The organism is Thermodesulfobacteriota bacterium, from assembly GCA_031082315.1.
GTDB lineage: Bacteria > Desulfobacterota > QYQD01 > QYQD01 > QYQD01 > QYQD01.
On sequence record JAVHLC010000004.1, the window covers coordinates 70,570 to 82,833 of the forward strand.

The following is a 12,264-nucleotide window of genomic DNA, read 5'->3' on the forward strand; positions in this document are numbered from 1 at the left end:
ATACCACTAATAGCCACATAAGACATTATGGATATAGCAACCATTATCGGCTTAATCTTAGGCGTAGGCGCCATAGTCGGCGGACAGATACTGGAAGGCGGCCACCTGGGCAGCATCACACAGGGAACCGCGGCCGTCATTGTTTTCGGGGGGACATTGGGGGCTGTATTTGTCAGCTTTCCCCTTAAGGATATCATCGGCGCTGTAAAAAGTATCGGCACCGTCCTGAGCGAACCGAAAGAAGAACCTTATCAAATTATCGCCCAGATAACCAGTTTTGCCAATAAGGCCCGCAAAGAAGGGATACTATCCCTGGAAAAAGACGCCCAGGATATACAGCACCCCTTCCTGAAAAAGGCCCTCATGCTGGCCATTGACGGTATCGAGCCAAAGTCTATTCGCGAGACCATGGAAACGGAATTAGAATATACAGAAGAATACGGCGCTGTAGCCGGCAAGATATTTGAGTCAGCCGGCGGGTATTCGCCAACCATTGGCATCATAGGGGCGGTCTTGGGGCTGATTCATGTTATGGAGAACCTTGATGACCCGAGCAAGCTGGGGCCTGGGATTGCCGTAGCCTTCGTGGCTACCGTCTATGGGGTGGGCGCGGCCAATCTGATCTTCCTGCCCATCGGCAATAAATTAAAACTAAGGAACCGCGACGGTATAATTACTAAGGAAATGATGCTGGAAGGGGTGGTGGCCGTCTCCATCGGTGAGAATCCACGCATTATTGAAGAAAAGCTTAAATCCTTCCTGTCTGAGGCCGCCAAAGAAAAACCGCTGCCTCAGACCGTACGCGAAAAAGGATAGATAACCATGGGCAAAAAGAAAAAACACGAAGAACACGTCAATCATGAACGATGGCTGGTCTCATATGCGGACTTCATCACCCTGCTGTTCGCCTTTTTTGTCACCATGTACGCCTCGTCCCGCGTGGATGGCCAAAAGATGGGCTATGTTATGGACTCCATCCAGCGGGCCTTCGGCGCTATCCCCCTGTCGGAGATAAGCGGAGGGGGCAGAAGTGTAATGCCTGGTGCAAACGTCCCCGCTCAACCCAGTTTCGTGAGCGATAAGGGCGCGGGTTATGAAGAAAAAATTAAGAAGGCCGCCGAAGAAATCAAAAAATCTCTGGAGGCCAAGGAGAAGGGATTAAATCAGGCCGTCAGCATCTCTATCGATGAACGTGGCATGGTTATCAGTATTGCGGACAAGGTATTTTTTGATATCGGCCGGGCCACCATCCGCGAAGATATAAAACCCGTTCTGGACGAGATAGCCCAAACCCTCTTAAGAGCGCCTAATCACATCCGTATTGAAGGGCACACGGACAATGTACCCATCAATACACCCCAATTCCCATCCAACTGGGAATTATCAACTGCCCGGGCCTCAGCAATCATCCGGCATCTCTTAACATACCATCCGTTTGACCCCAGGAAACTGTCAGCGGCCGGCTACGGCGAATATCGCCCGGTAGTCCCGAACGATAATGAAGATGGACGGTCTAAAAATAGACGGGTGGATATAGTTATACTGCGCTCAGGGGCGGGAGAAAAACCAGAATAAAGTTACGAGTTACGGGTTAAAAAACTCGTAACTCGTAACTCGTCACTCGTTACTCTTCATTAATGTCGTCTCTACGGCCTCCATAAGCTGGGCGATCTTGAAGGGTTTAGTAAGATAAGGGTTTTTTGTGCCCTCCAGAAAGGCGTGGACTTCCGCGTCAAATGTAACTCCTGTGGTAAAGACTATTTTCCTTTTATACAACGGCTTGTTCGTCTCAATCCATTTAAAAAATTCCATACCATCCATACCGGGCATTTTAATATCCGATATAATTAAATCGAATTCCCTGTCCGCCATCACCTTTAATGCCTCATGCCCGTTCGACACCCTTGCGACCTCATATTTACCTTCCAGCAGTTCACTTAAAAGAAGGGAGATGCTTTCCTCATCATCAATAACCAGGATGGTCTTACGGGCCTCTCTTTCCGTACTATCGCCGGATGAATATCTATCTTGTCCGCGGTCGGCTTCAGGCCTGTTTAAGGGTAATTTGACCTGAAAGGCCGTCCGGCCCGGCTCGCTGGTTACTGATATTTCGCCTCCATGCTCCTGCACGATGCCATGACAAAGACTTAATCCTAAACCTGTGCCCTTGCCTTCGGCCTTAGTGGTAAAAAACGGATCAAAGATAATCGGCTGGATTTCCGGGGAAATGCCGATACCTGTGTCTGAAATTTCTACTATAATATCTTTCTCATCACTCAACGAACAAATGGTTAATTGTCCGCCTGTCCCATCCATGGCCTGGAAGGCATTTTTGATTATATTCAGGAAAACCTGTTCCATTTGATGAAAATCGGCAAAGATATCCGGCAGATCAGTTTTAAGATCCAGTCTCAGGGCGATTTTTTCATTCTTAAACTGATATTGTAACAAGTTTAGGGCGTTATGGATGACTTCATTGATGTCAATACGCTTTCTCTGCGGTTTTTCCTGACGGGCGAAGAGGAGAAGCGATTCCACGACCTTTTTAGCTCCCATAGCCGAATTAGCGACAATCTCAATTCGCCGCCGGTTCTGAGGATCCAGCGTAGAATCCCCCATCAGCTCAGCATAGGCCAGAACCGGAGTAAGTTTGTTGTTTAATTCATGGGCGATCCCGGCAATAAGTCCCCCTAGTGAGGCCAGTTTCTCCGAACGTATTATCTTATCCCATAATGCCTTTCTTTCTCTTATGTCCCGGCATATCCCTACCAGAGAAGGCTGATCATCCGTATAAGTCCGCGTCACCCGAATCTCTACAGGGACATCTGCCCCTTCTTTACTTTTAAAATGAAACTCCTCCTGGACAGAATCTCCATTTTTAGTCAATAGTAACTGCTCAAATTTAGGATAAGTCCCAAGGCCGATAAAATATGTAACATCCCGGCCTGTTATATCTTCCGGTTTATAACCCAACATGCCGGCAAAGGTCTTGTTCGCATATACCAATTTCTTATCCTGTAAGACAAAGTAACCATCGTTTATTTCTTCTACGAGCAATTTATATTTTTCTTCAGTTTTCCTGACCCGCCGGGAAAGGTTGACCCGATCTATAGCCCTCTTCACCGTCAATTTCATGACGTCAAAATTGAAAGGCTTAACTATATAGTCATAAGCGCCTCTGCGCATAGCCTCTACGGCCGAGTCCAGAGAGGCATAACCGGTCATAGCAATAACTAAGGTTTCAGGACAATGTTTGGCCACATGATCCATCACCTCAAAGCCGGTCAATCGGGGAGTAACCAAATCCGTAACCACCAAGGCATAAATGCCTTTCTTCAGACACTCTATGCCGCTCTGACAACTATCGGCGGTTTCAACCTCGTAACCCTCACCCGAAAGAAGCACCTTGAGGCTGTCACGCATCCGTTTTTCGTCATCAATAATCAAAATATTATACATTTTGGAGCCTGTCTACTCCTCCATGAGTAATAATCCCGTATATGGTGCGATCAAAACTCATGTATCAACCCGCCGGCAGAAAAATGGTAAAGGTTGTACCCTTCCCTACGGCGCTCTCCACCGAAATGTCGCCGCCTAAGGCCTTGATGATACCATAAGAAACTGAAAGCCCGAGTCCGGAATTAGATAATCCCTTACTGCTGTAGAAAGGTTCAAATATATGTTTTTTGACGTCGTCAGGGATACCGGCTCCTGTATCAGCCACCTCAACGGCCACCAGATTCCTTCCATCTTTATCCCTCAGGCGCGTAGCTAACCGGATCTCGCCGCCGTCCGGCATGGCCTCCGCCGCATTCTTGATCAGGTTAATAAAGACCTGCTTGATCTTATCAATATCCACATTAGCATAAGCCGGGCTCTCTGACAAATCTAAAATCATGGTAATACCCTGCTCTTGATAAGATTCCCGCATAATCTTGACCAGGTCCTGAAGAAGATTATTAATATCCAGGCGCTGGAGGTTAACCATCTCCGCCCGGGAAAAATCTACTAACTGTTGAATTATGGAAGCGATACGACTTATTTCTTCATCTATAATACGCATTGATTCCTTCTTCGGATCGTCTTCCGGCATCTTGAGGCTCATAATTTGTAAATAGTTGCGTATTATACCCAGCGGATTATTCACTTCATGGGCTACCCTGCGGGCAAGACGTCCGGTAGCGGCAAGACGCGCGGCACGCAAGAGCTGGGCCTGACTTTCTTCCAGGGCCCGGGTCTTTATTTTTACCCGCTCCTCTAAGGAAGCGGCATACTTCTGCATGGTCTCTTCGGCCCGGATGCGTTCGGTCACATCTTCCATCAGGATCAAAAAGCCTTTAAGGGAGTTCCGGTCTTCCAAGGGCACCCCCTTGCCGCATAACCAATAGGTTTTGCCGGATGGAGCACGATATTCAAAAGGAGATATCTCCTGATAACGCCCGGAAAGGAGCGGCGCGAACCTTTCCTTAAGAATATCTGACTGCACATCGAAAACATCACAGATATTAAGGCCGGTCATGCTCCTGGCGGCCGGTATCTCAAAGACTTTTTTAGCCATCGGGTTAAAACGCATAATCCTCCCGTCCTTATCCAGGGAGATAAGGCCGATCGGGGCGTGATAGACTATAGTTTTATTAAGGCGGTCGGCTTCAAATAACCGCTCCCTAAGATTATGCGTTTTTAAGGCGCCGGCCGCGTGAACGGCCAACACCTGCAGTAAGCTCTCTTGTGATTCATCCCATGATTTTTCCGCACACAGAGCCAGCACGCCAAAGATTTCTCCCGCGTGTATCAGCGGAATAACAATAAAATCTTTGGCCTTGAGGAGATTCCCGATCTGTTCGTCTATTATAGTGTATGAATGGTTGCGAAAAAATTCCCTGGAGCGGGCTATGCACTTTGAGGTCAAAGCCTCCTGCCAGATACTGCCGTCTTTATCCAGTTGAATGATTATCTTTTCAGCCAGGTCGTCCTGTTTGGTGCCGAAGGCCCTTTTGCCGACCAGCGTGTGTCCATTATTATCCACCAGCATGAGAAGGGCCGATTCAAAGGAAAACAGGATAGAAAGGGCCTCAAAGATTATATCAATAGCCTCTTCACGATCCCTGGCCTCTAGGAGCGCTCTTAACATCCCTAATAAAAGTGAAACATCCTTAATAGCAGCGCATATCTCTTTCTGTTTCTTCTCTGAAAGATCATCCAACTGTCCGTAACTAATAGACGGAGAGCGCGAAAGACCGGGGGTCTCAACCGAGATACCCATACACTCCGCAAGTTCTTCAATATCCTTGGACAGTTTTTCGCTTAATTGATCTATATAATCTAAGGGAACCCCCAGTGATTTACTCACCAGTTCCGCTTCTTCCCCAAGCCCGGCCTCAACGCCGGTTTCAAATAGGGCATGCGATAGCACATTGGCCAGATAAGTTGTCTTGACTAAGGACAGGGCGGTTACTATTCTCTTAAGAGGCCGGTGATGATAACGAACCGCATCCACCATGAATGGCTGGAGGTTCCACGAATCCAGAAGCCATCCGCCAATATCCGCATGGTTGGTTCCAAAGAAGCTCTCTTCCGTTACAATCAGGTTCTCTCCTTCCCGATGTTTCTTGACTACTATTTCATAATCACTGCTAAAGTTTGTATAGAGAACCAGTTTGCCGATATCGTGCAACAGTCCGGCCACAAAAGCCTCTTCGCTGTTGTCATAACCGACCTCTTCGGACAGATGCTTGTTGGTCAGGGCGCAGGCCAGGGAATGCCACCAGAATCGCTCGACACTAAAGGCGCTTTTTGTTTTCACCCCACTAAAGGTCTGGAAGACAGAAGCGGTCAGGCTGATATTCTGAACGGCCCTGAGACCCAGGATCACGATGGCCTGAGAAGGCGTGGTAATCTTCCGGCTTAGACCATAAAAGGGAGAATTTACGACCTTTAGCACATAACCGGTAAGGGAAGGATCTCGCTGGATTATTTTGGCTATATCGCTTATAGAAGTTTTATCACTCAGGGTGGCCCGCATGAGTTCGGCCACAACCTGAGGAAGTGGAGGCAAGTATCCTGAGGATTTGATCTGGCTGTAAATATCTCCGGTCAAGATTAAAGTTCACCTAAAGACCCAGGTCAGCCAATAACTTATCTATGTCCGCCTGGCTTGTCCCGTCTTGCGGTCCTTTTAAAGTGATATCTGCCCTGGCTTCGGCCTCAGAGATGATCTGCTCTGTGTCTTTATCCGGATAGGCCGCTTTCTCCTTTATCTTCATCCCGGTTGAGATCAACAGGCGCAGCACTTCATTTTCAATAAATGATAAAAATCCCACAACCTTTTTGATGCGTTGCCCGGTAAGATCCTGGAAGCTTAAGGTAGTCATAATCTCTACATAATCATTCTGTATCTCTGTGTTTATAGCCTTAAGCTCCCCAACAAAACCATTACTGGAAACCTTTGCCCCTTCTTTTTCCAGAAGAGTCGATATCCTTTCCTGGACCCCCATGTTCTTCTCTATGATGTCCAGTATCTTGGTGGCCGCTTCCTCTGTAGATTTAAAGACATAATCCAATTGGGTGGATGCCTCTGACAGCATCTTCTCGGCATTCTCCTGGGCATCCGGAAGGCAGGAGGATTCGGTTTGAACGGTTGTCTTTTTGAAGTCAGATATTTCTTTGAACAGTCCGGTTATCCCTTTTTGAAATTCCCCGCTCATGTATTTATAGAACCGGCCTTCATTTATAGCCCGGTCCAGCGCCTTGCCTATCTCTGTCTCCAGTGTAACGCGAAAGGTAGGTTCCAGGGTCTCGGCAACGTATTGACCAATCTGCCGCACCAACTCATCCATGGTTTTTTCATCTCCAAGCTTCATTCACATTTTCTCCTTCTTTTTATAGGGGAAAAACACCGCCACCCGGGTCATTCCCGGTTCGCTTTCGACCTTAAACTTTGCTCTTAACGGTTCCAATATCTTCCTGGCCAAAAACAAACCAAGTCCGGGATGGGGGTGAAGTTTAGTAGTATAAAACGGGGTAAAGAGCTTCTCTTTGGCTGAAGGAGGTATCCCGCAACCCGTATCCTGTACAGAAACAAAGACATTACCGCCATTCAGACCGGTTTCAACGATGATTTCCCGTTCCTCTGCGTCAATAATCGCTTCTATTGCGTTTTGGAGAATGTGATTCAGTGCCTGGCTCAAGTCCGGATACCGGGCAGGGATCAGAGGTAAAGATTCCTTTAACTTTAGTGTCTTCCTGACCTTATGCTTAAAAAATAGGTCTGCGTGCAGGAGGATGACCTCATCTTTTATTACCTCATTGAGGTCCACCATACTGGTATTGTTCTCTTCGCTTGCGCCGCACCGGTTAACAATAAAATCCGTCATGCCATGCAGCCGCTCCAACTCCTCTTCCAGTTGTCCGATCTTCTTAACGCATATCTCTTGTTTACTCTCGAGATCCTTCAGAAGTTTTCCACCCTCGCCGGAGAAAGATAATGCGCCCAGGTCAGCTAAAATCCCCCCCCCTTCGGCCATTATTTTTTTCAAAAGTTCAACCTGAATAGATAGAACCTGTAAGGGCCCATTCATATTATGGGCCACGCCCTTCATTAACCGCCCGATACCGGACATATAATGCTGACGGATTACTTCCTGTATTAATTTATCTTCCAAGGCCGTGCACCTACTCTGTTCTTTTGCTCTATTTTACCAAAAATTAACCACAGAGGACACAGAGAATTCCTCTGTGCACTCTGTGGCTTCATATTTTTTCTTCCCTCCTGCTCCGCAGAAGCTCTCTTTGTTTCTCAAACGTCAATTGAATCAATTTCTCTCTGACGCCATCTTCTATCTCTATAAATTCTACGGCCACTTCACAGGCCTCCTCAGGGGAATCTCCCTCCTGTACGGAGATTACCCTTTTGACCTGTCCATAAATGTCATCGATAAAATAGGGAAAAAATGGCACTATAAGACAGAGTTCCAGATACATTGCCGTGGGAATCGGCCGGCAGGTCATAATCCTCAATCCTGCGCCGCTTAACTCCACTACCGCATCCCTATATTTATATTCCTTCTTTGGCACACCACCTATAATAAGACCTATTAAGTAATCCAATTTATTATTAATGATTTCCAGGCGTTCCCTTATATCATAATCTGTCTCTTCGCGGCGGGAAATTGGCGTAAGAGGAAATGTAATAGCCAAAAGATTGTGCCGGCAGACCCGGGTCTCAGCCTTTCTCTTTTCCCGTAGCTTATTATATCCCTCTAAGTCAAAGATATTGTATTGAACAGGCAGGCTGACCCTGGCGCGGGCAAATTCTCGCTTTTCTATATTCTCTCTTTCGTCCAAGAAATTCACTCTCCCCATGCGAGGTATTTGCACTTATCATGCCAAATAAATAGTTTCCATCGGGAAACTCGGACTATGTTCAATCTTGCACCCGTAGTACAGCCGTCTCGGCTGTCGACAGGCTCAAAGTTCACAGTTCAGGGTTCAGGGTTAAAAAACCGTGAACGTGGAACTCGGAACCGTGAACTTCTTTGGTTGCGGCTATGCCGCGCTATGAACTCTGTGGCAAAAATCGACATACCGTCAAGCTATTGACATGTGCTGGCGCTTAGATCCCTTTTTAATTTCTTTGGTATTGCCCTCCTCCTCCAAAATGCCGACCAAAATATCTACACCCTGACCATCAAACTGGATAAACCTGTTCTCTTGCAATATTCGGATAGCCTCGCTCCGGCTTTTGGCCTTACGATAAGGGCGGTTGGAAGTCAAGGCATCATAAGCATCCGCCACCGCCAGTATCCGGGAAAGCAACGGTATATCTTCTCCCTTAAGTCCGTCCGGATATCCTTTGCCATCCCATCTCTCATGGTGGTGCCGGATAATGGCCTTCTCCTTGGGCAACAGCCCAAGGTGTTTAACTATATTCTCACCGATAACCGGATGTTTTTTTATAATATCATATTCCTGCGCTAAAAGCTTACCCGGCTTTAAGAGAATATCATCCCGGATGCCTATTTTCCCTATATCATGCAGATAGCCGGCAAAGGCTATAGAATCGATCTCTTCCTGCTTAAGTCCCAAGGCCCTGGCTATCTTTATGGCATAAGCGGTTACCCGTCCCGAATGACTTCTGGTATAAGGGTCTTTCGCCTCCAGCGTACTGACCAGTGCCCTTAATGTGGCGTGGAGGTTTAACATCACGCTTTCATATAAGATCAAATTTTCTACGGTCAGGGAAGACTTCTCTGCCAGTAAAAAGAGGATAAAAAGGTCTTCTTCAGAAAAAACATCCCCCGTCTTCTTCCCGGTCACAGTTAAAGCGCCAAAGGTCTCATTGCGGATTTTAAACGGGATAGTAATAAGCGTCCCCTTGATACCTTGGGGCAAAAAATCCAGCTTGGGACCGCTATGTTTCTGGATGTCCTTTAAAATCAAGGGCACGCCCTCTAAGATAACCTGCCCGATCATATTGCCTTTTAATGGGGCCGCCCATCTACCGATATATTCCTCTTTATCAATACCCTGGGCAGCAATAAGCACCATCTCTCCCTTCTCCATATCGGCCAGCATGAAAAATGATTTTTCAGCGTCCACCAATTGACAGGCCATCTCAACTATTTTTTGATAAAGTTCCTCGGTGCGATGAACCTTGCTCAGGGTATCACCGATCATAAAGAGTATAGACTGCTCTCTGATTTTTTTCTCTAATCGTTTATTAAGGTCCTCCAGGGCCTTCTTCTCTTTGAGTTCCTCGCTTAAGAATATATTTTCTTTTAAGATGGAACGCTCCCGGGCCAGCCTTTCTAGGGCTATTCTTATCTCGTCTAATTTAAACGGCTTGGTTAAAAAATCTGAGGCGCCCTTACGCATAGCCTCAATAATGGCGTCATGGGAAGGATATCCGGTCATAACTACGACTAGAATAGACTTGTCATGGGTCTTCACCTTCTCCAGGAACTGCAACCCGCTCATGCCCGGCATCATGAAATCAACAAAAATACAGTCCATCTCTACTTTATTCAGCAGATCAAAGGCCTCGTAACCATCATGGGCCGTAAATACCTCGTAATCGCCCAGGGCAAGAAAAAATTCCCGCAGCGTCTCGCAGATGACCGCATCGTCGTCAACTACCATCACATTTAAAGACTTGTCCATAAGATACCTTTCTAATTAGTGTTCATCCGGAAACTACTGTTTCCGGCTTCACGCTTTCAGCGATCAGCATGAAGCCGGTCCACCGTTCACTGTTGACCGTTTACCGAAAGAAAATGTCGGATAACGGATAACAAACATGCTGACTGCTTAGTCTGGAATCTTTTGATTTCCAGACTAAAATTACTTGGCCATCTCAAGCAGCAGTTTCTTACAAAGGCTAAACTCGTCTTCATCCAATAAGCCGGCATTCTTCAGGCGAACAATCCTCTCCATGTCGGTCAGAATCTTTTTGATCCCCTCCTCCCCCTCAAAATATGAAGGCGGAATAACATGCCGGGGGAATATGTCCAAAGAATTTGATCTTAACTCAGATCTTCCGATATTCGCCCCATCAGCTTTTGCCTGTCTCTTCTCGGCCTCATCAAATCTCTTTAACTCGGCATACGCCTGTTTCAGATTATGCATTAAAAGACTATTTTCCCTTATAAGTCTTATCTTTTCGCAGGCGTTGTTAACAGCTATCTTTATTTCGTCCAGTCGAAATGGTTTGCGCAGGTAGTCATAGGCCCCTTCCCTGACTGCTTCTATGGCCGTCTCCAGGGAGGCGTAGCCGGTAATAATGATAACCATACTGTGCGGATAAAGGGTTTTGGCCTCGCGAAGAACATCTATCCCGCTTGCGCCGGGCAGCATAATATCCGTTATCACCAAGTCATACTTCTTCCGTTTAAGCTCGCGGATAGCCTCCGCCCCATCGTATGAAACCGTTATGCTACGATCGTCAGACGAAAGGCTCTCCTTTAGAAGATCACCAATGTTCTTTTCGTCCTCAACAATAAGGATATGGATATTTCTATCAGTATTTCCATTCATGTCCGGGTTCTTCCAAAATTCACAACCTGAGGTATTTGTAGCTCTTTTAACTTCTGCAACTGTAACTACTCGGGTTGTCAGGTTCACAGTTCACGGTTGGCTACTTTGCGCCTTTCGTGTTGATCTTCACCGCTCCCTAACCTTGAACCGTGAACCTTGTAACTTTGAACCTGAGTAGTTATCCGCAACTTTTGCAACTCTCCGGTGAAAACACAGATTTTTCTGGCTTATCGTCAAAAAAGACAGGAAACTTAAATAGGTTGGACGTTTTCGTGTTTTTCACGGACAACAGTGAACGGATACGAACATTACTTCGCCGTATCTATAAAGCGGGGAGAAAAAAAATTTTGAGGAGCATAACCCCTGACCGCCCGTGTATCACGTTGCAGGCATAAAATCTGCTGCCGAAGCTCACGGGAACGCGCCTCAGCATAGGCCAGGCATTCCTCATGGATGACGAATATCTCTTTCAATATAAGTTTCAATTTATCGATCCATCCTTGGACAGGGTTGTCCCTCTTTTCACTCTGACCGGATGCCGGGCGAAATCCGGCCAAGGAAAGCCGGCGGTCAAGGGCATCTATGGCCTTCATAAACCTATCTCTCTGTCCGGTGATAGTTGCCAACAGTCCCGCGTCTCCGGCCTGAAGGGCCCCTTTAAAGGCCTGCATATTCTCCTTTAACTTCAGGCAAAGGCCCTGTTTCTCCTTTAGTAGTTCTTCTACGCTCGCTTCTGTCTCCCGTCTCCTGTATTCTGTCTCCGGTATTCCGTTCATATCAGGCCCCCACACTAAATTCCCTGGCCTCACCGGTTACTTCCTCAGGCCGGGACTCAACCTGGGGCCTCATATCAAGCTGCGCCCAGGCGGATCTGAGTTCCGAAAGCATCTTAATAATATCATCAATAGCCCTCATATTTCCACTTACGTCACCTTGCACAATATGCTGCAAGCAGAACTTGTAAATAGCGCTTAAGTTCCGGGCAATCTCGCCGCCGGCTTCCATGTTCAGCGAACACAACAGCTCTGATATAAAACCCTGCGCCCGGATAAATTGCCTTGCTTTTTCCTCAAATTCCTTCTTGAAATAACACTCCTTTCCGACCTGGAGAGACCTTAGGACCTCATCGTAGCAAATAAGGATTAGATCCTTCTGGTCGGCCGTCCCTATTGCTGTATTTTTATAAGCTCTAATGCCTTTAGGGTACTTCATCCGTGTTACTCCTTATCCTTC

General features: G+C 46.9%; 11 protein-coding genes. 2 read left to right on the forward strand and 9 right to left on the reverse strand.

The window, feature by feature from the left end; translation table 11 throughout:
* Positions 1 to 27: 27 nt before the first annotated feature.
* Both RDU59_05245 and RDU59_05250 read left to right on the forward strand, forming a co-directional pair.
* A complete protein-coding gene (locus RDU59_05245) occupies positions 28 to 816 on the forward strand; it encodes a flagellar motor protein (protein ID MDQ7837878.1) in 789 nt (262 codons plus the stop codon).
* A gap of 6 nt (positions 817 to 822) precedes the next feature.
* Entirely contained in the window at positions 823 to 1,575 is a 753-nt protein-coding gene (locus tag RDU59_05250; protein ID MDQ7837879.1) for a flagellar motor protein MotB, read from the forward strand.
* Positions 1,576 to 1,617: 42 nt separating this feature from the next.
* Here RDU59_05250 and RDU59_05255 read toward each other — a convergent pair whose 3' ends face one another.
* The 9 genes from RDU59_05255 to fliS form a co-directional block, all read right to left on the reverse strand.
* On the reverse strand, positions 1,618 to 3,459 hold the full coding sequence (locus RDU59_05255; GenBank protein ID MDQ7837880.1) for a response regulator: 1,842 nt from the start codon (positions 3,457 to 3,459) through the stop codon (positions 1,618 to 1,620).
* A gap of 64 nt (positions 3,460 to 3,523) precedes the next feature.
* Entirely contained in the window at positions 3,524 to 6,097 is a 2,574-nt protein-coding gene (locus RDU59_05260; GenBank protein ID MDQ7837881.1) for an HDOD domain-containing protein, read from the reverse strand.
* Positions 6,098 to 6,110: 13 nt separating this feature from the next.
* Positions 6,111 to 6,860 carry a protein phosphatase CheZ gene (locus tag RDU59_05265; GenBank protein ID MDQ7837882.1) on the reverse strand — a complete coding sequence of 250 codons (750 nt, stop codon included), beginning with the start codon at positions 6,858 to 6,860 and terminating at the stop codon, positions 6,111 to 6,113.
* Positions 6,861 to 7,661 carry an ATP-binding protein gene (locus RDU59_05270; protein ID MDQ7837883.1) on the reverse strand — a complete coding sequence of 267 codons (801 nt, stop codon included), beginning with the start codon at positions 7,659 to 7,661 and terminating at the stop codon, positions 6,861 to 6,863. It abuts the gene before it with no gap.
* A gap of 88 nt (positions 7,662 to 7,749) precedes the next feature.
* Positions 7,750 to 8,343 carry a hypothetical protein gene (locus RDU59_05275; protein MDQ7837884.1) on the reverse strand — a complete coding sequence of 198 codons (594 nt, stop codon included), beginning with the start codon at positions 8,341 to 8,343 and terminating at the stop codon, positions 7,750 to 7,752.
* A 243-nt stretch (positions 8,344 to 8,586) separates the two neighbouring features.
* Positions 8,587 to 10,158 (reverse strand): response regulator, encoded by a 1,572-nt coding sequence (locus tag RDU59_05280; protein ID MDQ7837885.1) that lies wholly within the window; start codon positions 10,156 to 10,158, stop codon positions 8,587 to 8,589.
* Between the two features lie 180 nt (positions 10,159 to 10,338).
* Positions 10,339 to 11,031, reverse strand: a complete 693-nt coding sequence (locus tag RDU59_05285; GenBank protein MDQ7837886.1) for a response regulator — start codon at positions 11,029 to 11,031, stop codon at positions 10,339 to 10,341.
* A 308-nt stretch (positions 11,032 to 11,339) separates the two neighbouring features.
* Positions 11,340 to 11,807: a hypothetical protein gene (locus RDU59_05290; protein ID MDQ7837887.1), complete on the reverse strand. Its 468-nt coding sequence runs from the start codon at positions 11,805 to 11,807 to the stop codon at positions 11,340 to 11,342.
* Position 11,808: 1 nt separating this feature from the next.
* A complete protein-coding gene (gene fliS, locus RDU59_05295; GenBank protein ID MDQ7837888.1) occupies positions 11,809 to 12,243 on the reverse strand; it encodes a flagellar export chaperone FliS in 435 nt (144 codons plus the stop codon).
* Positions 12,244 to 12,264 lie beyond the last annotated feature (21 nt).